Below are 25661 nucleotides of genomic sequence, written 5' to 3' on the forward strand. Positions count from 1 at the left end.
GGTGTGATCAATAGACGACGGTGGCCCGTGCCGCAACCACGGCGGCGAGCCTTGCATCGAGTGCCTTAGTGATCTCGCTGACGGCGGCACGGCCGGCGCGGTTGGCGCCGACGGTCGACTGGGAGGGCCCGAAGCCGATGAGATGCAGGCGCGGCTCCTTCTCCGCCTGCGTGCCGGAAACGGGGATACCGCCGAGCGTGCCGCGCAGTCCCAACGGCTCCAGGTGGGCGATCGCCGGTCGGAATCCGGTGGCCCACAGGATCGTGTCGACCGGAGTCAGGTTTCCGGCTGCCTCGCGGACCCCTGCGGGTTCGATGGCGGTGAACATCGGGCGGCGGTTAAGCACGCCACGCTCCATGGCTGCCTGCACATATGACGTCGGTGTGATGCCCGTGTATGAGACGACGCTGCGCCCGGGGAGGCCGGCCTCCGCGTCCGCGGTGACCTTGGCGATGATGGCGCGGCCGGTGGTCTCCGGCATGAACTCGCCTTCGATGAACACGGGTTCACGGCGGGTGTACCAAAAGGTTGTCGCGTCGCGGGAGATCTCCTCCAGCAACTGTAAGGCGGGCACCGACGTCACGCTTACGGGCCGGTGGATGGGCAGAGCAAAATCGTGCTCATACCCCGTGAAGTAGCGCGGTACGGCTGTTCGGGCAGCCTCGGTCGGGTCGGCGGGTTGCTGTGCCTGGCCGGGCAGATCGAAGATGCCGTTCACCGTTGCCATCGTGAGTGACTTCCACCGGTGCTGCCATGCGCCGCCGGGTGCGGAGTTCGCGTCAAGCACGACGAAGGTGCCCGGTGCTGATGTGTCCTGGGATGGTGTGCCTAATGCGGCGTCGATCCGCGCATATGCGGCGGGTGGAACGCCTATGAACCCACGCCGCTGCAGGTGATACGCCGCCGACAGCCCGGCCTGTCCCGCACCGATCACCACGACGGTCGCTGCCCGTAGCGTTTCTCCCATGTCGGATCGAACCTCGCGTCCTGGGTCGCTATTCCGATCGTTCGTGCAGTTGCCTTAGCCTCAACTGTCAGCGGGAAGCGCAGCCGAGATCTGCACACGGATAGCTTCAATGACCTGAGACGAGGTGAACTCCGGGCTGGCGTGCGAAACCATAGTCAAGAACAGGACCGCTGAGATCACCTGAGCCCGGACGGCGGCGTCGTCCGCGTCGAGGCCGGTGTGCTGGACGATGAAGCGGGCAACCGCCTGCTGGGTCTGCCCGACGACGGAAAGCGCCGCGGCACGATTGGGTTCGGTGGGGTCGCCGAACATCATCTCTCGCAGATAGGTGCGCCCGTTGTCGATTGGTGCCCGATTGCATTCCACGATCGGAGTGGTGAGAGCGATCACAGCGTCCAGGGCGCTCGGCGCTTCCTCGGCGGCGGCGAGCCCTCGTTCGACCGCGGCTGCGTAGCGGGCGTTCTGGACGAGGAGCAGGAGATCGCCTTTGGACTTCACGTAGAGGAAAAGAGTGCCCGTACCGATATCGGCCTTGTCGGCGATCTCCTGAGTGGTGACGTCGTCCACGCTCCGCTCGGTGAACAGCTCGGTGGCAGCCGCAACGATGCGATCAAGCTTCGCCTGCTTGTTCCGCTCTCGTCGACCGAGCGCGAGTGCCTCACGAGACATGCTCCTCCCTCCTGGAATAAAAGATGACTACGCTCAGTTATGAGCATGAGCAAGACTATGCAAACTCTGTTCCGACCACTCCCATTGTCCCACGCCGCCGCCACATCCCTGATGTCCAGACAGTGGACGGACCTCCGGCGGGCGTCAGAGACACAGCAACCATCCGCGCACCATCCACTTTTGTCCATAGAACGGGTCGTAGTAAATGAGTCAAGACCGCATTCGCGTCGGCATCGTCGGCGTCCATCCTGACCGGGGCTGGGCAACGACAGCCCACATACCCGCGCTGCAACAGCTGCCAGACCTTGAGCTCAGAGCGGTGAGCCATCACGATCCCGAGCTCGCGGCCGCTGCCGCGCGCAAGCACGACGTGCCTTATGCGCTGAACACCGCGGACTTGATCAGTCATCCCGAGGTCGACTTGGTTGTCGTCGCCGTCAAGGTCACACGACACGAAGAACTTGTCACCAGTGCTATCGAGGCAGGCAAGGCCGTCTTCTGCGAATGGCCGCTGGGCATCGATATCGACCAGGCGATCAGGATGCGCGACCTCGCCCACGCCAAGGGAGTGACAACGGCGATCGGACTGCAGGCCCGAGCGACACCCGCCTTCGCGTACATGCGTAATCTCGTTCGGGACGGGTATGTCGGTGAGGTGCTGTCCAGCACCATGATCGGCGCCGGCGTGATCCTTGGTGAATCGATGAGCCAGCTCCAGGAGTACACACTCACGCCGGAGAACGGCGTCGGGCTCCAGCATGTGATGTTCGCCCACTCCATCGACGCCCTGCTCCATGTGCTCGGAAGTCGCTTTGCCGATGTGAACGGATTCTTTGCCACGCGACGCGCAACAGTCAGGATCGATGAGACGGGCGAGGTTCTCCCCATGTCCGTCCCCGATCAGCTCGTGGTCAACGGGACGTTGGAAAGCGGGCCCGTCATCGCCGCCCACTTCCGCGGTGGTTTCTCGCGAGGAACGAACTTCCACTTCGAGATCAACGGCACCAAAGGCGACCTCGTCCTTACCAGCCCCGTGGGCTACACCGGGATAGACGGCTTCACCCTGAGAGGAGCGACCGGCGCTGAAACCGGGCATGAACTGACCGTCCCAGCGACGTATGGCGCTGACCGCTTCGTCAACCATCCAGCACAGGGCATCGCCAGCGCCTACGCGCGGCTCGCCTCGGATCTCAACTCCGGCACGCACCTCAGCCCCACCTTCGACGACGCGGTCGAGTTGCACCAACTAATCGACGTCATCGAGCGCAGCGGTGGCCTTGAACGCCAGGGTCGCGACTGACGTCTCGACCGGAGCGGAGGCCCGGAATGATCACCCGCCTGATCCACGTCCTCGGCCCCGGCCACGGGCCGATGGTCCACCGATTCCTGGCCGCGGTGCTCACGTCCGCGATCCTGCAAGGCATCACCTTTGCCCTGCTCGTGCCCACCTTGCGCGCGGTGGTCGAGCACCGCATCGCGGACGCCATCGGCTGGTGTCTGGCCCTCGCCGGCATCGCGCTGCTGGCTGGCATCGCATACTACGTGCAGGCGCTGGCCGGATTCTCGACCGCGACCACCAGCACCGGTGCCCTGTACCGACGCATTGGCGATCAGCTCGCCGCCCTCGGGGTCGGCTGGTTCACCGCCGCCCGGCTCGGACGCCTGACCCAGCTGACTACCGCCGGCGTCGGTCAGATTACCGTCGCGTTCGCGCACCTGCTCGACCCGCTGGTCACCGGTATTGTCACGCCGCTGACCGTGACGGTCGCGATGCTGTTCTTCGACTGGCGCTTTGCCCTCGCCTTGGCCGTCACGATCCCGATCCTGGCGCTGGTCTATCGTGCCAGCACCCGGGCGATCGCCGTCGCCGACGCCACGGTCGATGAGGCCATCGGCGCCGCCAACGACGCCATCGTGGAGTTCGCCCGCTGTCAGGCAGTGCTCCGACCCTTCTATGTCTGTCAAGTGGGGGTGGTCGTTGGGGTGGTTGAGTTGAGGGTGCGGTAGATCCGTCTGGCGAGGTAGCGTTTGATGCAGCGGCGGATTTCTCGGGTGGTGCGGCCCTCGGTGGTGCGTTTGTGGACGTAGGCGCGGGTCTGTCGGTCGTGGGTCATTCGTACCAGCGCGGCGGTGTGCAGTGCGTGGTTCAGGCGTCGGTCGCCGCCACGGTTGAGCCGGTGGCGGATCGTGTTGCCTGAGGATGCAGGGATCGGGTTCACTCCCGCGAGAGAGGCGTAGGCGGCCTCGGAGCGGATCCTGCCGTGATGTGACCAGGCCGTTAGGCAGATCGCTGCGGTGATGGGGCCGATACCGGTTTCTTCTAACAGCGGGGCGGCCTCGCTGATTTCGACCAGTGCTCTGACGCGAGCGTGATTTGTCGTGAGGTCGGTGTTGAGGGTGATGATCCGTTCCGCGAGACGCCTGGCTTCGCTGCGAGCGGTCGCTGTGGCGAGGGGCTCCTCGCGGGTGCGCCAGCGTGAGACGTTCTTGATCTGGCTGGCGCTTAGCGACGTGCGGGCGTCGATGCCGAGTTCGTGGATGCGCAGCAGGGCGGTCAGCGCGTTGATCGCGCGGGTGCGTTCAGCGGACATCGACTCTCGTGCTGAGACCAGTACTTGTAACGAAGCGCGTACTCCCTGGTGTAGTCGGGGCCTGCGCAGTTGGTACTCCTTGAGGCCGAGAACGGCCGCAGCGATCCGGTGCGCGTCCAGGGTGTCGCTTTTGCCGACGCCATGGCGGTTACCGGTATCCATCCGCGCTGCTTCGGCCAGTGAGTGCCCGCGAGCAGCCAGGGTGGCGGCGAGGATGGCGCCGTAGGTTGCGGCGCCTTCGATCACCCAGAGCGTGGCGTTGTCCTTGCCGGTGCGCTGGGCCGCCCAGGCGATCGCGCGGTTGATGCCCGCGCTGTTCGTCGGGAACTCGCCGGTGTCGAGAACCTCTCCGGTGGCCGCACGCAGGAGGGCGTAGACATGGTTACGAGCGTGCGTATCGACGCCGATGACAAACGGATGCGTGTGGAGCCTGTCAAGTTGTCTGTGTAAGTGGCGGTCGGCTTGGTGTTTATAGGTAGGGGTTGATTCGGTCTGGGTAGGCGATGGCGAGTTGGGCGAGGGCTTGTTTCCAGTTGGTCGTGACGCGGCCTTCGATCAGTGTCGGGTTCGAGCCTCGCTGGTTGGCTGGTTTGCCACGGTCTTTGGCGCGTTCACGGGCGCGTTTGTCTTCGATGTTGCAGATCGCTAGCCATAGCAGCTTCACCACGGCGACATCGTTCGGGAAATGTCCGCGGTTTTTGATGATCGTTCGACCCCGAAGCATTCATCCGTGATCGTGGCACCCTCTACCTCCTCGCCACCGGTGCGGGGGCCGGCGCATCCGCTGCGTTGGTGGCGGCGTTCGTGGAAGACCTCGTCGAAACCGCGAGACGTGTCGCCGCACGCTCACCCGGAGCCAGGCTCGACCCACCCCTGTTGTTGGCGCTCGATGAAATCGGGAACCTCGCACCTTTGCCGTCACTGCCGACGCTGATGGCTGAGGGTGGGGGTACGGGGATCACGACGATGCCGGTGTTGCAGTCGCTCGCGCAGGCTCGGGATAAGTGGAGCGAGAATCAGGCCGGCGCGATCTGGGATGCCTCGATCGTGAAGATCATCCTCGGCGGCGCCTCCAACTCGAAAGACCTCCAAGACCTCTCCACCCTTATCGGGGAACGTGACGAGTTCACCGATTCGGTGACTCTCGGAGACCACGGCACCCGCTCGAACCAGCGCTCGATCCGGCGGGTGCCGATCCTCCCACCCGACCGGATCAGAACCCTTCCGTTCGGCACCGGCGTCACCCTGCTGCGTGCCGCGCCACCGATCGTCACCGACCTGCGCGCCTGGCCGAACCGGACGGATGCCGGGCAGTTGAAGACCGACCGGACCGAACTCGAAACCCTCTTGCAAGGCCCTGCCGAGGCCTGATCGCCGCCATGTTGCGGCCGCGCACCTGATCTTCACGGTCGGCCCCGAGAGGTGGGGTCGCGTGAGTGAGGAGGCAGGCTGATGGCTATTCAGACTCAGGATTCGTTTTCGGGGTTCGTGGCCTCGGAGCCGCAGTTCAGCAGGACCGAGCACGGGGATGCGCGGTTGTTCATGAAGGTCGGCAAGGAGCACTACCGGCCGGAAGAGGACGGGTCGTTCACCCAGTTGGAGACCACGTTCCACAACCTGGTCTCGTTCAAGGCCGCCGCCGAACAGGGCTATCAGCGGCTGGCGAAGGGCGACAAGATCGTCGCCGAGGGCTACGTCCGCGAATACGAGTACGAGCGGGAAGGCCAGAAGGTCGAGGGTGAGGAGTTCGTCGCTCGCAGGCTCGGGCACGACATGGCCCGCACCCGCTACGACGTGAACCGGTCACCTCGACGCGACGCCGTCGAACAGGAAGCCCCGAGCCGTGCTGCTACCGCGTTCGACGCTCCGCAACGAACTCAGGCGGCCCCGTCGGCGAGCGGGATCGGCCTGTGATGAGCACCCGCGATCAAACCCCATCCGACGACATCCCTGCTGAGGATGCTCAGGTGGGTGAGGTGCCCCCGGATGATGAGCCCACCCATGAGGAGGAGTCTCGCCCCCGACAGGAACACGCTTCGGGGCCGCCGCATCCGGTGAACTGGAACCTGCTGCTCTCGCATGATCTGGAAGTCGAGTGGCTGGAACTGAACCGGTGGGTGAACTGGCTCCGCCACACCTACGGGCTCCCGGCCTCGGTGATCCCACCGTTCTGGCACCATCACCCCGAGCTGTTGTGGGAACTGTCGGCGCTGCACCTGCACTGGCTGTGCGCCTACGACCCCGAGCAAGACGGCTCCGCACCCCTGGGATGGCACCGCGATTTCGCTGACGCCCGCCAGCGCCTGAGGGATTGGGTCGCCGCCTCCGGCACACGGCTGGATCGTGACCGGCCGACCCGGCAGACGATCTGGCCCGGCGAGAAACCCGCCCCACCGGTCGAGGACGTAGCGATTTCGCACCGGGAGAAGGAGTTCGTCGCTTTCGTGCTCGCCGAGGTCGCCACACGGGAAGCATCCGAGGACGAGTTCTACGCGAGCATCGACGAAGAGACAGGAGAAGTCCGATGAGCCGCACCAAGCCAGATGATCGCCTCCCGGCCCGGATGCGTGACCACGACCTGGAGGCCGAGCTGCGCGAGTCGCCCGACCTGCACAAGCTCGCCCAAGTGTTCATCGGCCTGGCCATGAACCGAGCACGAGAAGACCACACACCTGCCGCCTGTCAGGGGCGCGAGGTAGAACCAGAACCGCAAGACGCCGACGACTGAACCCCAGGGCTCAGTCGTGGTGCGCAGTCATGTTTGGCCTTCGTGGCTTACCCGGCACCCTGTGTCGGGTCGTGTTTCCGTTTATGAGTCGCACCGCACCCGCAGGCACCCGCCTGCTCGTGCTGGCCCCGCATCTATCGGGGATAGGAAACACGACCCATGACCATCACTGCACCCACACGCCCCCAAGACCCAGCGGCAACGGCCAGCCCGGACGCTCTCACCGGACAGTCGCCGACCGACACCGACTGGGAACGGATCGGTGAGACCACCACTCTCGCCGTGTCCTACCTGCGCGTCTCGACCAAGGAACAGGCCGAACGCGGCGGACGCGACGAAGGCTTCTCCATCCCCGCCCAGCGCGAAGCGAACCTCCGCAAAGCAAGAGACCTGCGCGCCGTCGTCGTCGAAGAGTTCGTCGACGCTGGGGCGTCGGCGAAGTCCGCGGACCGGCCCGAGCTGATGCGGATGATCGAGTACGTCAAGAAGAACCATGTGGCCTACTGCATCGTCCACAAGATCGACCGCCTCGCCCGCAACCGTGCCGACGACGTCGCGATCCACCTCGCGCTCAAAGACGCCGGCGTGATCCTGGTGTCGGCGACAGAGAACATCGACGAGACGCCGTCGGGGATGCTGGTGCACGGCATCATGTCCACGATCGCCGAGTTCTACAGCCGCAACCTCGCCAACGAGGTCTCCAAGGGCATGACGGAGAAGGCGATCACCGGCGGCACCAACGGCAAAGCCCCCATCGGCTACCTCAACGTCACCAAACGCGACGAACTCGGCCGCGAGATCCGCACCGTCGAGATCGACCCCGCCCGCGCACCGCTGGTGCGGTGGGCGTTCGAGGCCTACGCCACCGGGAACTACTCGACCATCACCCTCCACGATGCCCTCATCGACCGGGGCCTGATGAGCGTCCCGACGCCGAAACGCCCCTCGAAGCCGCCCGTGCTGTCCTCGATCCAGAAGATGCTGTCCAACCCGTACTACAAGGGCACCGTCTCATTCCGGGGCGCCAGCTACGACGGCATGCACGAACCCCTAGTACCCACCGAGGTCTGGTACCGCGTGCAAGCCGTGCTCACCGCGAAGCAGACCTCCGGGGAGAAGACCCAAGCCCACGACCACTACCTCAAAGGCACCCTCTACTGCGGACAGTGCGACTCCCGGCTCATCCTCACCCACGCCAAGAGTCGCCGCGGGATCATCTACCCCTACTTCATCTGCTCGGGCCGGCACGCCAAACGCACCACCTGCGAACGCAAGTCCATCTTCGTACCCGACATCGAAGCCGCCGTGGAGGACTACTACCGGCAAATCGAGATCCCCGAGCACATTGTCACCGCGCTGCGCACCTTCATCACCGAGGAGTTCGACCGGCTCCACGCGACCGCGAAACAGGAACGCCAGGCGCACACGATGGAACGCAACACGCTCCGGAACGAGCGAGGGAAGCTGCTACAAGCCCACTACGCCGGAGCGATCCCCATCGACCTCCTCAAGACCGAGCAAGACCGCATCGCTCGTCGGCTCGCCTGGCTCGACGCGCAGATCGAAGCATCCTCCAACGAGTACGAGCAAGCCAAAGCCCACCTCGATGACTGCCTCGCGTTGGCGGGCGACTGCCACAAGCTCTACATGAGCCTGGACGAGTCACTGCGCCGGATCGCCAACCAGGCCTTCTTCGAGAAACTGTGGGTCAAGCCCGATGCCGACACCATCGACGGCGAACCAGGCCAGCCCTTCAACGTGCTGTTCAACCCCGACATCCATACTCTCGCCCTCGACCGAACCCGGCCGAGGAGCGAAAGGAGGACTCAAACCGGGAACGTCGCCGGTTTGAACAACGAACTACTGGTGGAGCTAAGGGGATTCGAACCCCTGACCTTCTCATTGCGAACGAGACGCGCTACCAACTGCGCCATAGCCCCTTGCGACGTACAAAGATACCACCGGCGCCAAAGGAGTGAACAGCAGGGAGCGATGTCGCCTGCACCACTGCCCATACCGCTCACGTCACGACAGAAACTGCCTAGCGGACGCCCAAATCGAATGTTCCGCGGGGTCGTGAGTAACGATAATCGGTCCAGAGCGTTACCCACTCCCCCGCAGATTCGGGCCGGACAGGAATCGGGCCGGAAACCCCAGCGACCGGGACAGCCGCGTCAAACTGGCGTAAGCCACCAACTGGGAAGGGCTTTACGACTGAGGCAACCCTCGCGGAAGATACCCGTATGAGTGAGTTCGATCCGCAGCACATGATCGACCACCTCGTCTACGGGACCGTGGATCTTCAGCGGGCGGTCACTACGATCGCCGAGCAGATCGGCGTCACCCCTGACGATGGCGGTCGGCACATCGGCCTGGGAACTCGCAATTACCTCCTTGGGCTCTCCGACACCAGTTACCTTGAAATCATCGCGCTCGATCCCGACAACCCGCCCGCAGAAGGCCACCAGGATCCATTCGGCCTCGCCCACCTCACCGAAAACAGGCTCATCACCTGGGCGGTCCATCCCCGAGACATCGACCATGCCCTCATCGCGAGCCGGCGGCACGGCGTCGACCACGGCAAACTCCACCCGATGTCGCGCGTCGATTCAGCCGGTAACGATCTGCACTGGACGCTCGCGATCGGCTCCCCGCTGCCATTCCACGGGCTCGCGCCGTTCCTGATCGACTGGGCCGAAACGCCGCACCCGGCCGCTTCCGGTATCCCCCGGGCCACCCTCGATGGCATCCAGGTCATCTCGCCCGAGCCCGCCAAGATTTCCGCGCTACTGCGCGACATGAAGTTGCCGATCGACGCCGAAGAAGGCGACGAACCAGCACTGCACGCCACAATCACCGGCCCGAAAGGAACCATCACCCTATGAGCACAATCCTCGCCGAGACCCCCAAGCCCGGCGTACGCCTCCTGCGTCTCAACCGCCCTGACCGACTCAACACGATGACGCATGAGTTGCTCACCGAACTGCACGCCGCGCTCGATGACGCGAACGCCGATCAGGACGTCCGCGTCGTCATCCTCACCGGCGAGGGCCGCGCTTTCTGCGCCGGCCTCGACCTATTGGGGTACGGCGATCCGTACAAGGAGGACTGGGGTCCCGCTCGCGGCGGTCTGGCCACCCAGCGAGAGATCGCGTCCTGCGCTGAAAAGATCCGCGACCTGTCCAAGCCGGTCATCGCCGCCGTTAACGGTGCCGCTGCCGGCGGTGGCCTTGCACTAGTGCTCGCCAGCGACATCCGCGTCGCGGTACCGGAGGCCGTCTTCCGGGTGGCCTTCATCAAGGCCGGCTTCTCCGCCTGCGATATCGGTACTTCGTGGCTGCTGCCGCGCATCGTCGGCGCCGGTCACGCGCACGACCTGATGCTCACCGGCCGCCGCTTCAGCGCAGACGAGGCCTACCGGATGGGAATGCTCGCCGAGGTCGTCGAGCCCGAGGACCTGATGGCCGCGGTCTACGCGAAGGCCGACGAGATCATGAGCAACCCGCCGTTCTCCGTCGAACTGACCAAGCAGGGCATGTGGGTCTCCTTGGAGATTCCGTCGTTCCACGCGGCGGTCGAGTTCGAGAATCGTCAGCAGATCCTCTCCTCGATGACTGAGGACCGCAACGAGGCCGCAGCCGCGTTCCTGGAGAAGCGCGATCCGGTGTACAAGAACCGTTAGCGCACCCGACATGGTGGCGAGTTTGGCCGTATATTCGCGGCCAAACTCGCCACCGTCATTTCGCGGCAGAATGTCCCTGTCACGCGACGCACTCGATCCGACGCACGCCCGATGCACGCAGCCAGATGCACGCAAGGAGACACGATGAGCAACGTCGAGACCAGTCCGGTCGAATTGAACTGCGGGCCAGGCGGCGGATCTGCGCAGTGGCAGATTCTCGCCGGACGGGAGGTACCACTCGGCGGTCCCCGAGCGATGGCGGTGCGTCGCACCCTTCCGCATCGAGAGCGCTCGTTCATCGGCGCGTGGTGCTTTGTCGATCACTATGGTCCCGACGACGTCGCCGCCACCGGCGGTATGGACGTCGCACCGCACCCCCACATTGGCCTGCAGACGGTCTCTTGGTTATTTGAGGGCGAGATCGAGCACCGCGACAGCGGCGGCGTACACGGGTTGGTTCGGCCCGGCGAGGTCAACCTGATGACCGGCGGAGCCGGTATCTGCCACTCGGAAGTGTCTACGCCCGAGACGAGGGTGCTGCACGGCGCCCAACTTTGGGTCGCGCTTCCCTTCCAAAGTCGCGATGCACCGCGCAACTTCGCGCACTTCGCACCCGAGCCCATCGCGCTGACGACCAGCAGCGGCGCCGCGCGGGCCCTCGTTTTCCTGGGTGATCTGGCCGGTACCTCCTCGCCGGTATCGACCTATACACCCCTGCTAGGCGCTCAGCTTGACCTCGAACCGGGCACCAGTCTGACGCTGGATATCCGCACCGACTTCGAACATGCAGTCCTGCTCGACACCGGATCGCTCACGCTCGACGACATCGATTTGGCACCGGCGGATCTCGCGTGCCACGACGCCGGCCAGGACCGAATCATGCTGACTGCCGGCGTCGACGGCGCTCGCCTGCTGCTGCTCGGCGGTACGCCGTTCGAAGAGGAAATCGTGATGTGGTGGAACTTCGTCGCCCGCTCGCACGAGGAGATCGCGCAGGCACGCCAGGAGTGGGAGCAGCACAGCGACCGGTTCGGCGCGGTTGAGGGGTACGTCGCTCGCGAGGACGAACTCGACCGCCTCCCCGCGCCCGCGCTGCCCGGCGGACGCCTGCGCCCCCGTGGTCGCCTCGGCCGCACCTGATGCGGACTTAGGAGGCAATCGACGCTTCCGCTAGGTGCCGCCGATCGCACGTAACCTGCGCTGCCCGATGCCGCGATCGAGGCTCAGGCGTTCCCGCGGGAACGCCTGCAGCGCCGAGCGTGGAGGGTGTCGACTAAGAATTCACCCGCGACCCAAGCGGACATTCAGTATCGAGCGTTGCGATTGGTCCGCTCGCTCAGCGGACGGTGCTCGAGAACGTCGTAATAGTCGCCTTCGGTGAGTTTCTCCCCGCACCATTTCGGGTACACGTTCTGGTCATATTGGTGGAAGTCGGTGCACTCTCGCACAGGTTGCATCGTCACGGGAAGATCCCAGTCACGGTCGGCGTCGATCCTCGTGGGGTCGGCGCGATCCCACGTTCCGCGCACTGTCATCGGTTCTTCGATCAGCCTCGTGTCGTCGATTAGTCGATCCACCAACTGTGTTTCTGGTAGGGATCGAGGGATCCGGTCACTGCTGTACTGATCGCGATGCTGCGCCGTGATCTGGTGCCCGCCAACGCGGGTGAACGTGTAGCCGCGGGACTGCTTGTTCTTGGTGATAGTGATACTGGCGGCGTGCACCAGCACGTGGTGGTGCTGGCACAACAGAATCATCGCCTCGATGTCCGTGACCCCGCCGAGACTCCATGGCTGCAGGTGATGGGCGTGTAGCCGTACGGCCCGCACACATCCCGGGAATCGGCAGGTTTCATCCCGAGCCATCATCGCGCGCCGCTGCGCCTTAGAGGCGAACCGCCGCTCGCGGCCCAGGTGCAGCACCTCGCCGGTCTGGTCATCGGAGACGAGAACTTGCACGAGGCCCGTGCAGGCAATACGCGCCGCCGTCGTGGCCGACACGGCACCGGTCTGCTCGATCCACGCCGACGGCCGCGTCTCCGGGGAGTACGGCGAGGAATCACGCGTGCTCAGGTGCGAGGCGGGCGTAGGCGTTCCCGCGGGAACGCCCGCGCCCTGTTGAGCGCCCAGGTCCTGATGAGCGCACGGAGGCAGTTGCGCGCATGCGACCTCCGCGCCGACCTGCGCTTCACCCTCTGGCTCGGCGTGTCTCTGGAGGGTCCCCGCAGTTACCGCAGCTGCGGTGGCGGCGTACTCGCTGGCCGAAACATGTACGACGACAAGGTCGCGGTCTTCCCCGGAGGTGTCGGCAGGACCGGCCGCTAGGTAGCCGCGGGCAACGTCCAACAGGGCATCAACCCTCGCGTAGGTCGGCGCGGCCTCCTGCTGGTCGCCTCGAACGTCACTAGTCGGTGCCGCCGCACCCTCCCCGCCATCGCCCGCGCTCGCCGCGCCGGTGTCGCCCGCATCTGCAGCACCTAGAGTTTCGCTGGCCGTTTCGCTGCTGGCACCGAGACCGTCATCCTCGAGGGCGAGGCGTGTTTGGGCGCGAGCGCGTTGCTGCTCGGTGCGGTAACGCGTGGTCGCGGAATCGAGTGCTGCGATCAGGACAGCGGCTTCCTCGGCCGGATACACCGCGTTCAGAATCACCGACCCATCCGGCTGGTGACGGAACGACAGCGCACGCGCCTTCTCCAGCACTAAGCGGTTAGTCCGCCCGGCGCGGTATCCACGGACCGCTCGTTCGAGCTGGGCAGCCGTCCAGTTCCGCGCGCACTCCACTAATTTGCCTTCGTCGATCACCCCAACGAGGCGGGTGCATTCTCGCACCTTCGAAAACGACAACGCGCCACGGCCGAACTCGTCCGCGAGGAGCGGCATCTTACGCAGCGCGCGGGCAATCCGGACGTGTTCACGCGCGGTACCGCTACTCATTGAGCACGCGTACGCCAACCATTGGGCCGTGGACATGTCCGACCGCAGTCCGTCCGGTCCGCGGCGCGCATCAAATACACCGACCATCTCTACCCACGCCGCCGTGACGGCCGCGACGCGCGCGGCACCCGCGGAAATCTGCGCCCCGAGTTCCACAGCCGAGTCGTAATCAAGGGCAGGTAATGCCGTCGGCTCATCCTCAGCAGCATCCGACACCGTATCCTCGCAGGTCACCATCGGATTCTCGAGGATCGTGATTGTCATACTGCCCCACCCCTGGCGTCTAGATCACTGTGATACTTGCGATCCACGCTAACAACATGCACTGACAACTTTCCGATCCGAGCGACCGAATCCACGCGAAGACAAACGATCGGCAGTAACGTCGAGAGATGACCGCCGACGTGATTATCGTGACCGGACCGCCTGGCGCCGGGAAGTCGACAACAGCCCGCGCGCTCGCGGCGAAGTATCCGCGCTCAGTCCACCTGCATACCGACGACTTCTGGCGCTACATCGCCGCTGGGGCCATCGCGCCGTACCTACCCGAATCAGACGCGCAGAATCAGGTCGTCATGCGGGTTATCTCCCGCGCCGCCTATACGTATGCCGCGGGTGGGTTTGTCACCGTGGTCGACGGAGTCGTGGGCCCCTGGATGCTCGGCACCTTTCTTGATGCGAGTGATAACAGCGATCTACCACCGTTGCACTACGTGGTACTGCGACCCGGTCGCGAGGAGACAGTGCGCCGGGCAATCGCTCGTTCCGAGCCAGAGGCGCTCATCGACCCCGGCCCCGTCGACTCGATGTGGCAACAGTTCGCCGACCTGGGCGCATTGGAGTCGCACGTCATCGACACGACGAGCCATGGCCCGGCCGACACTCTGCAAGCGGTCACCGACGCGGTCAAGAGCGGGCGCTACCGACTGAGTTCCGCACCGCAGCGCGCTGAGGGGTGACCACCGACGAACGGCATCGCACAGACAACTCGCTCCGGCCGTTATGAGACGGCCGGAGCGAGGAAGGGTGCGCGGCTACTTCGAGGCCATGTACTGCTCGACCGCGAGGACACCGATGTCTGGGTTATCGGTGAACAAACCGTCGATTCCGGTCTCCAGGTATGCCTTCATTTCCTCTAGGATCTTGCCGTAATCGGCTGGATTCGAGCCATTGCGGTAGTCCACCGGCAGGAAGGTGTTCTCTGCACGGAAGGTGTACGGGTGTACGACGAGGCCGGCCTCGTGCGCATCCGCAACCAACGATGTCGGCTCACCCAGCGCGCCGTCGGCCTCACGCGGAATCACCTGGTCTTTCACCGGTCCGATGCCGGTCACAAACTCAGAGATCTCCGCCAAGCCTTCCGGGCTAACTAGGTCGGCGTACGTCCGCTCATCCCCGGTCGATTCCAGGTCGTACGGCGCTCCGCTCGCGCTGGTCAGGAATGCCGACGGCGTCTTCAGGCCAAGTTCGGTACGCAGCTGCTGCAGGTTGGTCAGCTCGAACGACTGCACGATCACCGGCGCCTTCGCCTTGTTCAGTTGGTGGTCCTTCAGCGCCGCGACGACACCCGGCTCAAGCGAAAGACCGATCGACTGGAAGTACGTCGGATGCTTCGTCTCCGGGTACACGCCGATCTTCCGCCCGAGTTCTTTGCTCAATTGTTCGCGCAACTCGAGCACCTCGTCGAACGTCGGCACCTCAAACTGACCGTCATAGATAGTATTCTGCTGACGCTCCTTGGGCAGCCTTTCCTTGGCCCGCAAGGTCTTTAGTTCGGCGAGGGTGAAATCCTCGGTGAACCAGCCCGTGATCTCCTTACCGTCGATCACCTTCGTCGTCTTGCGATCGGCGAACTCAGGATGATCGGCGACGTCGGTAGTGCCACCGATTTCGTTCTCGTGCCGGGCGACCAGTACGCCGTCCTTGGTGGATACGAGGTCGGGCTCGATGAAGTCGGCGCCCAGCTTTGCGGCTAGTTCGTACGACGCGAGCGTGTGTTCGGGGCGGTACCCCGACGCACCGCGATGCCCGACAACCACTGGTGCCACGCTGGTCCCCTTATCTGGCTTCCCCTTCGACGGTGCAGCGTCGGCAGGTGACACCAGCAGCGTCGCGACCAAAGCGGCTATCACCACGAAGATCAGCCCGGTGATGGTGCGTCCGGAATTCTTAACGATTGAGTTCTCCATAGAACCAGCGCAGTGGGTCTGGCTAAACACCAGCCCACGATCAGTGGTCACCTAGGGGACGGGCACGGTAAATCTCGCTGGCGCTTCACGCCGACTTTTCATTGAGATACCGCAGTGCCGCTCCGGCAGCATGAAACCCGCACATTCCGTGTACGCCGCCCCCCGGCGGCGTTGCCGAGGAACACAGGTAAACACCTGGAACCCCTGCGCTGTAGGGATTCGCGGCGAGCCGCGGCCGCAGCACGATTTGCCGCGCGGTGTTTGCGCCAACGCCGATATCGCCGCCGATGTAGTTCGCGTTGTACGACTCGATCGCCGCCGTCGAACGCACGTGGGTGGCCACGATCTGGCCCGATACCCCGGGCGCGAATCGCTCGAGTTGCCGCACGACCAGCTCGGTCGCATCCGCCGCCCCATTGGGTACGTGCGCGTAGGTCCACAACGGATTGACGCCGTCGGCCGATCGCGACGGATCTGCCAGGAACTGCTGGCCGACGAGGACGAACGGGTCGTCCGGCATCTGCCCGGTGCCGGTCTTTTTCTCCGCTGCGGCGATCTCGGCGAGCGTGCCGCCCAGATGCACGGTCCCGGCGCGGCGACATTCCTCGTTTGTCCACGGCACTTCCCCGCGCAGGGCAAACTCGACCTTGTGCACGGCCGGGCCATAAGTGAACCGCTGGTAGGCCCGCCGCACCCGCCGGGGCATCCGCTCCCCGAGGATCGACGCAGCGGCGCGCGGCGACGTGGCCAGCAGCACGACATCCGCATCCCCGAGTTCACCCACATTCGTGACCTCTCGGCCTGTCTCGATCGTCCCGCCGTACGACGCCAGCGCGGCGGCGAGTGCATCGGTGATCGCGCGCGACCCGCCCTCGGCGGCAGGCCAGCCGCCGACGTGCCCGGCAGCGCCGAGCATGATCCCGACCGCGCTGGACAACGGGCGGTCCAACCGGCCGAGCTGATGAGCGGCGATCCCAGCAAACAATCCCTTCGCCTGCTGTGTAGTGAATCTGCGAGCCAGCACCGGCACTGGCCACACGGCCCGCAACCCGAACCTCGCGAGCGTGATGGGATGGTTCGGAATCTTCAGAACTGGACCAAGTACGTCTTCGGCCAACCGGTCGAAGGTACGCGCGACCGGTCCGAAAATCTGCCGCCACGCCTTTCCGTCGACGCCGAGGCCGTCGGCGGTGCGATCGATATCGCGCCACATCACCCCTGCCGTACCGTCATCGAGCGGGTGCGCCATCTCGATCTCCGGCCAACGCCAGCGCAATCCATGCTCCTCGAGCCGCAAGGCCCGAAACGCGGGTGACAGAACCCCGGTCGGGTGGAAGGCCGAGCAGTCGTCATGCAGCACGCCCGGCAACGTCAACTCCGACGTGCGGGTCCCTCCCCCGATTCGGTCTGCAGATTCCACGACTCGGACGTCATGTCCGACGCGCGCCATCCGTACCGCCGCGGTCAGGCCGTTCGGTCCACTGCCCACCACTACCACCTTGGCCATGGTTCACCTCCGTACTCACCAACCTAGCCGCGAACGGCCGGACTCTAAACTCGAGAAAACGATTGGAGCCCGCCGATGTCCGCCCTCATCCCAGTCACGTTGCGTGACCTCAATATCGACGCGTACGACAAGTTCGCGACCAAACCGGTCATCGTCGCCGACGGTAAGACGTGGACCTACGCCGAGGTCGCCCGTGAGGCCAACAGAGTCGCGAACACGTTGATCGCGCTCGGTATCGCGCCGGGCGAACGCGTCGCGGTGATGATGTCCAACTGCGCCGAGTACGTCATCGCCGAGCAGGCCCTGATCCGCGCTGGGATCGCGCTGGTGCCGTTGAACGACATGCTCAGCGACGATGAGCGTCGTCACATATTGCAGGATTCGAACAGCCGCGCAGCGCTCGTCACCCGCTCCCAACTGGCCCCCGCTGTTGAGATGCTGCGGCAGAGCGACGAACTCGAGCGCGTGGTGCTCGTCGACGACGGCGGCGAGGTTCCCGAGGGCGTGGAACTCTGGTCGACGTTCCTGGCGGACGCCGCCGAGACCCTCCCAGACGTTGCAGTGCAACCGGAGACCATCAGCCGGATCAGTTACACCGGCGGTACGACCGGAAAGCCCAAGGGCGTCGTACACAATCAGCACACCTTCGGCACGACCGTCCTCGCGCACCTATCCGAGATGGATCTGCGCGATGACGACGTACTGCTCGCAACCTCACCGATGCCGCACGCCGTAGGTCTGCTGCAGATGGCCGCCGCCATCAAGGGCGTCAAGACCTACGTCGAACGCGGGTTCGACCTCGATGGCGTCCTCGATCGAATCGAGAACGACGGCGCCAGCTACCTCTTCCTGGTGCCCACGATGATCTATCGACTGCTGGACAAGGTCGTCGCCGAGCCCGCCCGTAACCTGGCCGCGTTGCGCACCATCGTGTACGGCGCCGCACCTATCACCACCGACCGCCTCGCCCAGGGCTTGGACCTGCTCGGCCCGGTGTTCATGCAGCTCTACGGGCAGACCGAATGCCCGAACTGGATCACCCGCCTCACCCGGGTTGATCACACCACCGACCCGGCGAAAGCCCACCTACTGAAGAGCTGTGGTCGCGCGACCCCGATGGTGCGGGTGCGGATCGTCGACGGCGACAACAATCCGGTGCCGAACGGCACGACCGGTGAGGTCGCACTGCAGTCGCCGTACCAGATGGTCGGCTATCACGATCGCCCCGACGCGACCGAGAAAACGCTGCGCGGCGGATGGCTGCACACTGGCGATATGGGCTATCTGGACGATGACGGCTACGTGTACCTCGTCGACCGCAAAAACGACATGATCATCAGTGGCGGGATGAACGTGTACTCGACCGCCGTGGAGAATGCGATATCAGCCCAGGACGGAATCGCCCAGGTCGCGGTCGTTGGTATCGAACACCCCGACTGGGGCGAAGCGGTCGTGGCGTACGTCGTCCCCGCCGACGGAGCGCACATCGATCCGCAGGGCATCATCGACGGCACGCGATCGACCCTGGCGCGTTACGAGGTCCCCAAATCGGTCGTGGAAATCGAGGCGCTGCCAGTGACCAGCGTCGGCAAGATCGACAAGAAGAAGCTTCGCGCGGCCTGGCCCGGCTGGCAATAACAAACAGGCAGTTCCAGAGAAGGAGATCGACCGATGGACGTCCTGAGCAGCCGAGTCTTGCTGCGCCCCACCGACCTCGAGCGCAGTCAACGCTTCTACCGCGACACCCTCGGTTTGGCGGTGATGCGCGAGTTCGGACCGCCCGATCGACCGGGAATGGTGTTCTACCTCGGGAACGGACAGCTTGAGGTCGCCGGCCGCGGGACGGATCCGGCCCACACGACATCACTGTGGATCCAAGTCCGGGATGTAGCCGCCGAGATCGACCGGATTCAGGGACTCGGGTGGCCGATCGTGCGCGAGCCGAAACGTGAATTCTGGGGGCTGATCGAGGCCTGGATAGCTGACCCGGACGGCGTTCCGATCGTGCTGGTACAGATTCCTGAGGACCACCCGCTACGTCGCGATCAGCGCGACCTATAACCAGCACGAGCGCCACCAGACGCACATACGACTGCGGCGGGCCGCGCCTCAAGGGCCCGACCCGCCGCAGCGGAGAACTCAGCAACTTACATGGCGGGGCGAATACGGCCGTCCTCGTCGTCGTAGTCAAGATCAGCGGACGACGCGCGCTCGTAGTCGTCATCCCAGTCGTAGTAGTCCCGCGAATCCTGGTATTCCGAATAGTGCCGACGCCCGGACAGATCGACCGCGTCGGATACCGGCGAACCACCGAGGTCGAACAACTCGGGGTCCTCGTCGTCCAGCTGTACCGGTTCGAGTTCGCTGACCGGCCCGGCGGCGACAAACGCGTTCGCGGCGAGGCTGGACTGCGAAGCAGTGCTATCGCGGTGCAGCACGTCGGGACGCGCGCGGTTGGCGCGGATCTCGCGGGTGAGCCGACGCTCCTCCTCGCGACGCGTTTCGTTACGCAGATGCACCAAGTAGGCGACGGTCGCGACACCGGACGCCGCCGCGATCACCCAGGTCCACGACCCGGCAAACAGTGCGAGCGCGAGCGTAAGGACGACGACCCCAACGAGAATGAGCAAGGTCTGCCGACGGCGCTGCATGATCTGCTGGCGCGCCGAATCGGTACGTCGCGGCTGCCGAGGCCGTTCACGTTCGGGTTCTTCGTACATAGGCTCGGAATCGATCAGACGTCCATGCACGGCGGTATCCACGGTGTCATCGAAATCGTGCGAGGGGGAAGACTCGCGTGCGCTCATCGGAAGGCTCCTTTGCTGCCGGCCGGTTGCCTTGGTCTTTCGGTGTAATACGCGCGCCGACGACGTGTCGTTGTCGCGAATCACGGATTCAACTACGGTGTCGCGTCGAGTGAGCACCATGGGAACAAGGACGACGAACCAGGCGAGCACCACCGCCGCCAAGAACACCCCTGATCCCACAAGTAACCTCCTGTCACACCCGTCACGCACTGACTAGTTAACGCGACATCCGTCAGCGGACGGGCCAGGCGCGCCGCACAGTCAGCGGATTCATCCCTTCGAACGACGACGACTAACCGTCGGCCAACAATGCGTTCAACGGCGTCAGGTCATCATCGGTGGTCAACGAGTAGCCGAGGTGATCCCGCCACTTCCCATTTATATCTAGGTAGTCACGATAGTGGGCCTCGAGGCGCATACCGAGTTTCTCCGCGATGCGGATCGACGCTGTATTTTCCGGCGCGATCGCCGCATGGACCCGGTGCAGGCCGACGTCAAAGGAGTACCGCACGGCGAGCGCCACGGCGACCGCGGCGATGCCGCGCCCCGCGACCGCCTCATCGACCCAATAGCCAAGGTCCGCGGTACGCGCAGGCCCCCACTGGATGGGGCCAACATTCACCTGGCCCACGAGCGCGCCACGGTGTTCGATCACGAAGGGCAACAGTCGCGACTCCGCCGCTGCGATTCGCGTATCGCGCCGTAACCGGTAGAAAGCCATGTACGAGTGTCGATCGGTCCAGCTCAACTCGCTGGTCGGATCCCAGGGCTTGAGCCAGTCTCGGTTGCGCAGCCGCACCGATCGCCACGCGCCCGTATCGGAGTAACGCAGCGGACGCAACGTACACCGCTCGTGCTCGATCCGCACCGGCCACAACTTGCCCCGACCGCCGGGGCCCATCTCAGCTGCCCAACACGAGCGGCATCACGGACACCGCATCACCCTCGTCCAGATGGACCTGGTCCTCAGCCAGCACGATCAGGCAGTTGGCCTGCGCCATGGAGAACAACAGGTGAGCCCCCGCGCCGCCGATCGGCGATACGACATACCCCCCGTCGGGGTGGCGCATCAACAGCCCGCGCCTGAATTGCTTGCGGCCCGCAGGACTTTCAAGGGCTTCGGTCATCCGCGCCGTGGTCAACGGGCGGAACAACTTCTTCTTGCCCAGCAGGTAGCGAATAGCAGGTCGCGCGAACAACTCGAAGGAAACCAGTGCGCTGACCGGGTCGTTCGGGAAGCACAGGACAGGAACTTCACGTTCGCCGATCACCCCAAAGCCCTGCGGCATTCCCGGCTGCATCGCGACGCGGGTGTACTCCACCGCACCTAGTTCCGACAGGCATTCGGAGACGACGTCGAACGAACTGGAAGCGAATCCACCCGACAGCACCAGCATGTCGGTGCGCAGCAGTTGTGACTCCAACGCGCTCATCAACTCGGCCTTGTCCGCGCGCACCGCACTCGCGCGGTACACCGCGGCACCGGCGTCGCGCGCAGCGGCAGCCAGCGCATACGAGTTGACGTCGATCAACTCGCCCGGCGACGGCACGGTACCGACGTCTACGAGTTCGGACCCGACCGACAGCACGGTCACCCGCGGGCGAGGGCGCGCTTGGACACGGGTTCGTCCGACCGCGGCAAGCAAACCCACTTGCGCCGGCCCGATCGGCGTACCCACCGACACAGCGGTATCGCCGGGCATCACATCTTCACCGGCGCGGCGAATGTACGAACCGGCAGGCGGGGCCTTGCGGATATCAACGCGCGCCACGCCACGATCGGTCCACGCCAGCGGTACGACGGCGTCAGCGCCGGACGGCAGCATCGCACCCGGATAGATCCGTACAGCGGTGCCGGCCGACAGGCTGCGCACCTCCCGCGCGCCTGGTTCGGCTTCGGCAACCACAGCGAGCTGCACGGCATCGTCGGGTTGCGCCGCGCGAATGTCACTGACCCGTACGGCGTACCCGTCAATGGCTGAATGATCGAAGGCCGGCAGCGACGTCGTGGAGACGACTTCCTCCCCGCACAGCAGGCCCTGCGCATCCAGCAGCGCCAACTCGATGGACTCGAGCGTCGGCAGCGACGAGAGGATCACGTCGACGTGTTCTTCGACTGTGCGCACTGGCTTAGGGCCTCCAGAGTTCAGGACAGGACGTCCTCCATCATGCGTCAGAGCCTAGCGATTTATCAGGATTTAATGACGGCGCCTTGCTTGAAGTCCGCGAGAAACTCCTCAAGCCACTCGACGAAGGACGGGCCCAGATCCGGACGCTCGGCGGCCAGACGTACCACTGCCCGCAGGTAATCGCCACGATCGCCGGTGTCATACCGCCGTCCGGTGAAGACGACTCCGTGTACCGGATGCCCCTCGGCCGCGAGCAGTTTCATCGCGTCGGTGAGTTGAACTTCATCCCCACGGCCAGGTGGGGTGCGATCGAGCGCGTCGAAAATCTCCGGGGACAGCACATAGCGGCCGATGATGGCAAGGTTGGAGGGGGCATCCTGTGCCGCCGGCTTTTCGACGAGGTCGGTGATACGTACGACACCGCTGGTCGCCTCGGGGTTCGCGACGGCGATGTCGCCGGCCGGCTCAATCGCCGCGCAGCCGTACATAGAGACCTGGTCCTGGGGGACTTCCATGAGCGCGACGACGCAGCCGCCAAGTTTCTGCTGCACCTCAAGCATGGGATCCAACAGCGGATCTCGCGCATCGATCAGGTCGTCGCCAAGCATCACCGCGAAGGTTTCGCCGCCAACGTACGGCCGGGCACAAGCGACGGCATGTCCGAGCCCACGTGGCGCGCCTTGACGAATGTAGTGCACATCGGCGAGTTCAGCCGAGCGCAGCACCGCCTCCAGCCGACCCGCGTCCCCTTTGGCCTCCAGCACCGCCTCTAACTCAGGCGAGCGGTCAAAATGATCAATGATCGCTTCCTTGCCGCGGCCGACGATGACGAGCACCTCGCCCAATCCGGCATCGACGGCTTCTTCCACGATGTATTGCAAGGCGGGGGTGTCAACGATCGGCAGCAGCTCCTTGGGGATCGCTTTTGTCGCCGGCAAGAACCGAGTGCCTAACCCCGCAGCAGGGATAACGACCTTATACGCATTAGAACGGTCATTCGCGTTCTTGCGGTACGTCTTCATATGTGCACCCTCACCTCGTTACCATCTTCCGCGACCACCCTACTGATGCGGTGTTTCTCCACGCCGAATTATCGATAGAATTCTATGCGGGCGGGTGAATGACCCGACTAGACCGCACGATTCCATCTCCGGGAGCCCGATGAGCAACGCCGCGCAGATCACTCTGGCGAAGGCAGATGCCCGACGCTACTACCTGGCACGCCGAGCGGTTCGCTCCGACTACGATCGCCACCGCGCAACGGCAGCGCTCGCCGAGCGTGCACGCCGCTCACAGCGTCGAATCGTAGCGGGTTTCGTGCCACACGGCGGCGAGCCCGGCTCACTCGAGGTTCTTGATGAGTTGAGTCGGCGCACTACGGTACTGCTGCCGATCACCGGCGTTGCCGGCGAGCCGTTGCAATGGGCGGCGTACGGCGGACGGGACACGCTTGTCACCGGCCCGCATGGCATCCTGCAACCACCGGAGCCCGACGGCCACACCCTGGCAGACGTCGAGTTGGTATACGTTCCCGCGGTGGCGATCGGTCGCGACGGGACGCGCCTGGGGCACGGCGGCGGGTATTACGACCGCACGCTCACGGACGTGCCGACGGAACTGCTGTGTGGCGTCGTACATGACGATGAGGTTGCCGACACGCTGCCCACGCACGAACACGACGTTCGCGTCGGCTGGCTGTGCACACCTTCGAAGACGACCCGTCTGCTGACCTGACCCGCGAGTCACCCCTTCGGGCGCTCGGACTCCTCGGGATCCACTCGCAGAGACACGACCCATGAGCACCCGGCTCTCGGCGACTCGGCTCACCGTCTCGGCGGTGGGTTCGTGAGCACGGAGGCGGGAATGCGATGCCCCGGCGACGTGTTTATCCGACGGGGTTTAGCACTCGCGCGCATCGAGTGCTAGTAGAATCTCTCTCAGATTTCCCATTGGAGGACCCGTGCCCACCTATCAGTACGCGTGCAAGAACTGCGGCCAGCAACTTGAGGTCGTCCAGTCGTTTTCGGACGACGCTCTGACGACATGCCCCGAATGCCAGGGCGCGCTGCGCAAGGTGTGGGGCTCGGTAGGCGTTGTGTTCAAGGGTTCGGGCTTCTACCGCAACGATTCGCGCGGCGGTTCATCGTCCTCGCTCGCCGCTAACTCGTCGGGTGACTCCGCGAAGAACTCGAGTGACTCCACCTCAACGACATCATCGTCGGACTCCTCTAGCACATCCAGCGCCGCACCCGCCGCCGCGAGCAGCAGCTAATCCACAGCCGCGCGGGTCGTCCACACCGGTGAGCGGCCCGATACCAGGTGCGAGTTCCGGCGCCCACAATCATCGACATCCCGCACTGGAGGCTGTCGATGACTGCACACTCGCCCCGCGCCCGCCGACCCCGCCGCGGTGCCCGCGCGTTCCGCTCCTACCTCCCCCGACGTAATCGTCGGCGCGGAGCGCCGTTGTCGCTGACAGTCCGGCGCTTGATCGCCGCAACTCTCGCCGGGTGCGCAGGTTTATTAGCACTGCAACCCGCGTTCGCGAACCCGGCCAGCAGCGACGATGTGCAGCAACAACCCGACCGGCCTAGTGCCGGTATACCACTGGTGCTACCGATCGCGGATCCCGCCAGCGCCAGCGTCCTACGCCCCGGCGATTACGTCGACGTGTACGTGGCAGTCGATGACGCGCCGCCGAAACTCACCCTCAGTGCCGTACCGCTCGTCGAGGTTCAACGTTCGGATTCGAATCTCACCAGCACCACTAGCATCTATGGCACCGCCACTTATATCGTGGTTCAGATCACTTCGGACGATACGGATTTGGTTGCAAGTTTGCTTTCCGCACAAATGATCATTGCTACTGTATCGGCCGTAGATTCCGACTAAGCGGGCCCAGCGGGCTTGTAAGGAGAACCGTCCATGAAGGGCTTCAAGGACTTTCTGTTCCGCGGGAATATTGTCGATCTCGCGGTCGCAGTCGTCATCGGCACTGCTTTCACCGCGCTGGTGACGTCGTTCACCGAATCATTCATCAACCCACTCATCGGGCTCATCGGCGGTGGCGGCGAGTTTGGTGGAGCGTTCGAAGTCAACGGTCAGCTCTTCACCTGGGGCGCCTTCATCACGGCAGTCATCACGTTCGTGATCACAGCCGCCGTCATTTACTTCATCGTCGTCCTGCCGATGCAGAAGATCAACGAACGCCGCAAGGCCGGCGTCGAAGAAGACATTCCTCCGACCCAGGAGGACCTGCTCACCGAGATCCGCGATCTCCTCGCCCGCTCCGGCCAGTAGATCCGATAACACGAAGGGCGCCCGCCACTGTGGCGGGCGCCCTTCGCGTTTGTCTGGGCCTTGCGTTTCCGCGGCGGCTAGCTGTGATGTCCAGGCAGGTTGTTGAGTCTGCTCATTGGTGGGGCTCCGATTGCGGTGTGGTGCCTGTGGTGATTGTAG

27 protein-coding genes, 1 tRNA gene and 2 pseudogenes are annotated in these 25661 nt (G+C 64.6%); 17 read left to right on the forward strand and 13 right to left on the reverse strand.

Going from position 1 to position 25661, the window contains the following annotated elements; all coding sequences use genetic code 11:
* Window positions 1-7 precede the first annotated feature (7 nt).
* Together E1H16_RS16150 and E1H16_RS16155 are read right to left on the reverse strand one after the other, a co-directional pair.
* Window positions 8-967 carry an NAD(P)/FAD-dependent oxidoreductase gene (locus E1H16_RS16150; protein ID WP_134324947.1) on the reverse strand — a complete coding sequence of 320 codons (960 nt, stop codon included), beginning with the start codon at window positions 965-967 and terminating at the stop codon, window positions 8-10.
* Window positions 968-1027: 60 nt separating this feature from the next.
* Window positions 1028-1636 carry a TetR/AcrR family transcriptional regulator gene (locus E1H16_RS16155; RefSeq protein ID WP_134324948.1) on the reverse strand — a complete coding sequence of 203 codons (609 nt, stop codon included), beginning with the start codon at window positions 1634-1636 and terminating at the stop codon, window positions 1028-1030.
* 205 nt (window positions 1637-1841) lie between these two features.
* Here E1H16_RS16155 and E1H16_RS16160 point away from each other — a divergent pair, with 205 nt between their 5' ends.
* Both E1H16_RS16160 and E1H16_RS16165 read left to right on the forward strand, forming a co-directional pair.
* Window positions 1842-2936 carry a Gfo/Idh/MocA family protein gene (locus E1H16_RS16160; RefSeq protein WP_134324949.1) on the forward strand — a complete coding sequence of 365 codons (1095 nt, stop codon included), beginning with the start codon at window positions 1842-1844 and terminating at the stop codon, window positions 2934-2936.
* Window positions 2937-2962: 26 nt separating this feature from the next.
* Window positions 2963-3643: an ABC transporter transmembrane domain-containing protein gene (locus E1H16_RS16165; protein WP_134324950.1), complete on the forward strand. Its 681-nt coding sequence runs from the start codon at window positions 2963-2965 to the stop codon at window positions 3641-3643.
* Here the strand turns inward: E1H16_RS16165 and E1H16_RS16170 are convergent.
* Window positions 3598-4635: an IS110 family RNA-guided transposase gene (locus E1H16_RS16170; protein ID WP_134324951.1), complete on the reverse strand. Its 1038-nt coding sequence runs from the start codon at window positions 4633-4635 to the stop codon at window positions 3598-3600. The genes E1H16_RS16165 and E1H16_RS16170 overlap by 46 nt on opposite strands.
* Before the next feature lie 61 nt (window positions 4636-4696).
* Window positions 4697-4939 (reverse strand): annotated as a pseudogene (locus E1H16_RS16175) (IS256 family transposase); the annotation flags it as partial.
* 14 nt (window positions 4940-4953) lie between these two features.
* Between E1H16_RS16175 and E1H16_RS16180 the strand changes: the two are divergent.
* The 5 genes and pseudogenes from E1H16_RS16180 to E1H16_RS19070 all read left to right on the forward strand — a co-directional run.
* Complete coding sequence (locus tag E1H16_RS16180) at window positions 4954-5598, forward strand: type IV secretory system conjugative DNA transfer family protein (protein WP_208379110.1); 645 nt, start codon at window positions 4954-4956, stop codon at window positions 5596-5598.
* An 81-nt stretch (window positions 5599-5679) separates the two neighbouring features.
* The gene (locus E1H16_RS16185) at window positions 5680-6141 is read left to right on the forward strand and encodes a single-stranded DNA-binding protein (RefSeq protein WP_134324952.1); all 462 of its coding nucleotides are present in this window, start codon (window positions 5680-5682) and stop codon (window positions 6139-6141) included.
* Complete coding sequence (locus tag E1H16_RS16190) at window positions 6141-6755, forward strand: hypothetical protein (protein WP_134324953.1); 615 nt, start codon at window positions 6141-6143, stop codon at window positions 6753-6755. Before E1H16_RS16185 ends, E1H16_RS16190 begins: the two co-directional genes overlap by 1 nt.
* Window positions 6752-6955 (forward strand): hypothetical protein, encoded by a 204-nt coding sequence (locus E1H16_RS16195; protein ID WP_134324954.1) that lies wholly within the window; start codon window positions 6752-6754, stop codon window positions 6953-6955. Before E1H16_RS16190 ends, E1H16_RS16195 begins: the two co-directional genes overlap by 4 nt.
* 159 nt (window positions 6956-7114) lie before the next feature.
* Window positions 7115-8218, forward strand: a pseudogene (locus E1H16_RS19070) (recombinase family protein); the annotation flags it as partial.
* A gap of 204 nt (window positions 8219-8422) precedes the next feature.
* Here the strand turns inward: E1H16_RS19070 and E1H16_RS18480 are convergent.
* Window positions 8423-8593: a hypothetical protein gene (locus E1H16_RS18480; protein ID WP_166741805.1), complete on the reverse strand. Its 171-nt coding sequence runs from the start codon at window positions 8591-8593 to the stop codon at window positions 8423-8425.
* A gap of 226 nt (window positions 8594-8819) precedes the next feature.
* Window positions 8820-8895: transfer RNA gene (locus tag E1H16_RS16210), tRNA-Ala, on the reverse strand.
* A 303-nt stretch (window positions 8896-9198) separates the two neighbouring features.
* On the opposite strand from E1H16_RS16210, the gene E1H16_RS16215 reads away from it, so the two are divergent.
* The 3 genes from E1H16_RS16215 (at window position 9199) to E1H16_RS16225 (ending at window position 11777) form a co-directional block, all read left to right on the forward strand.
* Entirely contained in the window at window positions 9199-9840 is a 642-nt protein-coding gene (locus tag E1H16_RS16215; RefSeq protein ID WP_134324955.1) for a VOC family protein, read from the forward strand.
* Window positions 9837-10637 (forward strand): enoyl-CoA hydratase/isomerase family protein, encoded by an 801-nt coding sequence (locus E1H16_RS16220; RefSeq protein WP_134324956.1) that lies wholly within the window; start codon window positions 9837-9839, stop codon window positions 10635-10637. The genes E1H16_RS16215 and E1H16_RS16220 overlap by 4 nt, the downstream gene beginning before the upstream one ends.
* 144 nt (window positions 10638-10781) lie before the next feature.
* The gene (locus E1H16_RS16225; RefSeq protein WP_134324957.1) at window positions 10782-11777 is read left to right on the forward strand and encodes a pirin family protein; all 996 of its coding nucleotides are present in this window, start codon (window positions 10782-10784) and stop codon (window positions 11775-11777) included.
* A gap of 164 nt (window positions 11778-11941) precedes the next feature.
* Here the strand turns inward: E1H16_RS16225 and E1H16_RS16230 are convergent, their stop codons facing one another.
* Window positions 11942-13834, reverse strand: coding sequence for an HNH endonuclease signature motif containing protein (locus E1H16_RS16230; protein ID WP_134324958.1), 1893 nt, complete (start codon window positions 13832-13834; stop codon window positions 11942-11944).
* Window positions 13835-13962: 128 nt separating this feature from the next.
* On the opposite strand from E1H16_RS16230, the gene E1H16_RS16235 reads away from it, so the two are divergent.
* A complete protein-coding gene (locus E1H16_RS16235; protein WP_134324959.1) occupies window positions 13963-14529 on the forward strand; it encodes an AAA family ATPase in 567 nt (188 codons plus the stop codon).
* 75 nt (window positions 14530-14604) lie between these two features.
* Here the strand turns inward: E1H16_RS16235 and E1H16_RS16240 are convergent, their stop codons facing one another.
* Complete coding sequence (locus tag E1H16_RS16240) at window positions 14605-15759, reverse strand: glycerophosphodiester phosphodiesterase (protein WP_134324960.1); 1155 nt, start codon at window positions 15757-15759, stop codon at window positions 14605-14607.
* A gap of 85 nt (window positions 15760-15844) precedes the next feature.
* Window positions 15845-17266: a phytoene desaturase family protein gene (locus E1H16_RS16245; RefSeq protein ID WP_134324961.1), complete on the reverse strand. Its 1422-nt coding sequence runs from the start codon at window positions 17264-17266 to the stop codon at window positions 15845-15847.
* Between the two features lie 75 nt (window positions 17267-17341).
* On the opposite strand from E1H16_RS16245, the gene E1H16_RS16250 reads away from it, so the two are divergent.
* A complete protein-coding gene (locus tag E1H16_RS16250; protein ID WP_134324962.1) occupies window positions 17342-18904 on the forward strand; it encodes an AMP-binding protein in 1563 nt (520 codons plus the stop codon).
* A 33-nt stretch (window positions 18905-18937) separates the two neighbouring features.
* Entirely contained in the window at window positions 18938-19327 is a 390-nt protein-coding gene (locus E1H16_RS16255) for a VOC family protein (RefSeq protein ID WP_134324963.1), read from the forward strand.
* A gap of 86 nt (window positions 19328-19413) precedes the next feature.
* Here the strand turns inward: E1H16_RS16255 and sepX are convergent, their stop codons facing one another.
* From sepX to E1H16_RS16275, 4 genes are all read right to left on the reverse strand, one after another.
* Window positions 19414-20283: a divisome protein SepX/GlpR gene (gene sepX / locus E1H16_RS16260; protein ID WP_481764300.1), complete on the reverse strand. Its 870-nt coding sequence runs from the start codon at window positions 20281-20283 to the stop codon at window positions 19414-19416.
* Between the two features lie 82 nt (window positions 20284-20365).
* Window positions 20366-20941 (reverse strand): GNAT family N-acetyltransferase, encoded by a 576-nt coding sequence (locus tag E1H16_RS16265; protein WP_166741807.1) that lies wholly within the window; start codon window positions 20939-20941, stop codon window positions 20366-20368.
* Window positions 20942-20975: 34 nt separating this feature from the next.
* A complete protein-coding gene (glp, locus tag E1H16_RS16270; RefSeq protein WP_134324966.1) occupies window positions 20976-22199 on the reverse strand; it encodes a molybdotransferase-like divisome protein Glp in 1224 nt (407 codons plus the stop codon).
* A 65-nt stretch (window positions 22200-22264) separates the two neighbouring features.
* Entirely contained in the window at window positions 22265-23224 is a 960-nt protein-coding gene (locus E1H16_RS16275) for a UTP--glucose-1-phosphate uridylyltransferase (RefSeq protein ID WP_134324967.1), read from the reverse strand.
* A 139-nt stretch (window positions 23225-23363) separates the two neighbouring features.
* Here E1H16_RS16275 and E1H16_RS16280 point away from each other — a divergent pair, with 139 nt between their 5' ends.
* The 4 genes from E1H16_RS16280 to mscL all read left to right on the forward strand — a co-directional run bounded on the left by E1H16_RS16280 (window position 23364) and on the right by mscL (window position 25502).
* Window positions 23364-23936, forward strand: a complete 573-nt coding sequence (locus E1H16_RS16280) for a 5-formyltetrahydrofolate cyclo-ligase (protein ID WP_134324968.1) — start codon at window positions 23364-23366, stop codon at window positions 23934-23936.
* 226 nt (window positions 23937-24162) lie between these two features.
* Window positions 24163-24474, forward strand: a complete 312-nt coding sequence (locus E1H16_RS16285; protein WP_134324969.1) for an FmdB family zinc ribbon protein — start codon at window positions 24163-24165, stop codon at window positions 24472-24474.
* Between the two features lie 98 nt (window positions 24475-24572).
* A complete protein-coding gene (locus tag E1H16_RS16290; protein WP_134324970.1) occupies window positions 24573-25094 on the forward strand; it encodes a hypothetical protein in 522 nt (173 codons plus the stop codon).
* A gap of 33 nt (window positions 25095-25127) precedes the next feature.
* The gene (mscL, locus tag E1H16_RS16295) at window positions 25128-25502 is read left to right on the forward strand and encodes a large conductance mechanosensitive channel protein MscL (protein WP_134324971.1); all 375 of its coding nucleotides are present in this window, start codon (window positions 25128-25130) and stop codon (window positions 25500-25502) included.
* Window positions 25503-25661: the final 159 nt, after the last annotated feature.

Source organism: Cumulibacter soli, from assembly GCF_004382795.1.
GTDB classification, from domain to species: Bacteria; Actinomycetota; Actinomycetes; order Mycobacteriales; family Antricoccaceae; genus Cumulibacter; species Cumulibacter soli.

Bases quoted from the DNA above. Each gene is read 5' to 3' on its own strand.
- E1H16_RS16220 (WP_134324956.1), top strand. From the start codon at position 9,837: ATGAGCACAATCCTCGCCGAGACCCCCAAGCCCGGCGTACGCCTCCTG.
- E1H16_RS16185 (WP_134324952.1), top strand. From the start codon at position 5,680: ATGGCTATTCAGACTCAGGATTCGTTTTCGGGGTTCGTGGCCTCGGAG.
- E1H16_RS16190 (WP_134324953.1), top strand. From the start codon at position 6,141: ATGAGCACCCGCGATCAAACCCCATCCGACGACATCCCTGCTGAGGAT.
- E1H16_RS16160 (WP_134324949.1), top strand. From the start codon at position 1,842: ATGAGTCAAGACCGCATTCGCGTCGGCATCGTCGGCGTCCATCCTGAC.
- E1H16_RS16255 (WP_134324963.1), top strand. From the start codon at position 18,938: ATGGACGTCCTGAGCAGCCGAGTCTTGCTGCGCCCCACCGACCTCGAG.
- E1H16_RS16230 (WP_134324958.1), bottom strand. From the start codon at position 13,834: ATGACAATCACGATCCTCGAGAATCCGATGGTGACCTGCGAGGATACG.
- E1H16_RS16275 (WP_134324967.1), bottom strand. From the start codon at position 23,224: ATGAAGACGTACCGCAAGAACGCGAATGACCGTTCTAATGCGTATAAG.
- E1H16_RS16150 (WP_134324947.1), bottom strand. From the start codon at position 967: ATGGGAGAAACGCTACGGGCAGCGACCGTCGTGGTGATCGGTGCGGGA.
- E1H16_RS16250 (WP_134324962.1), top strand. From the start codon at position 17,342: ATGTCCGCCCTCATCCCAGTCACGTTGCGTGACCTCAATATCGACGCG.
- E1H16_RS16290 (WP_134324970.1), top strand. From the start codon at position 24,573: ATGACTGCACACTCGCCCCGCGCCCGCCGACCCCGCCGCGGTGCCCGC.
- E1H16_RS16165 (WP_134324950.1), top strand. From the start codon at position 2,963: ATGATCACCCGCCTGATCCACGTCCTCGGCCCCGGCCACGGGCCGATG.
- E1H16_RS16235 (WP_134324959.1), top strand. From the start codon at position 13,963: ATGACCGCCGACGTGATTATCGTGACCGGACCGCCTGGCGCCGGGAAG.
- E1H16_RS16225 (WP_134324957.1), top strand. From the start codon at position 10,782: ATGAGCAACGTCGAGACCAGTCCGGTCGAATTGAACTGCGGGCCAGGC.
- E1H16_RS16155 (WP_134324948.1), bottom strand. From the start codon at position 1,636: ATGTCTCGTGAGGCACTCGCGCTCGGTCGACGAGAGCGGAACAAGCAG.
- E1H16_RS16195 (WP_134324954.1), top strand. From the start codon at position 6,752: ATGAGCCGCACCAAGCCAGATGATCGCCTCCCGGCCCGGATGCGTGAC.
- E1H16_RS16245 (WP_134324961.1), bottom strand. From the start codon at position 17,266: ATGGCCAAGGTGGTAGTGGTGGGCAGTGGACCGAACGGCCTGACCGCG.
- E1H16_RS16240 (WP_134324960.1), bottom strand. From the start codon at position 15,759: ATGGAGAACTCAATCGTTAAGAATTCCGGACGCACCATCACCGGGCTG.
- mscL (WP_134324971.1), top strand. From the start codon at position 25,128: ATGAAGGGCTTCAAGGACTTTCTGTTCCGCGGGAATATTGTCGATCTC.
- E1H16_RS16280 (WP_134324968.1), top strand. From the start codon at position 23,364: ATGAGCAACGCCGCGCAGATCACTCTGGCGAAGGCAGATGCCCGACGC.
- E1H16_RS16215 (WP_134324955.1), top strand. From the start codon at position 9,199: ATGAGTGAGTTCGATCCGCAGCACATGATCGACCACCTCGTCTACGGG.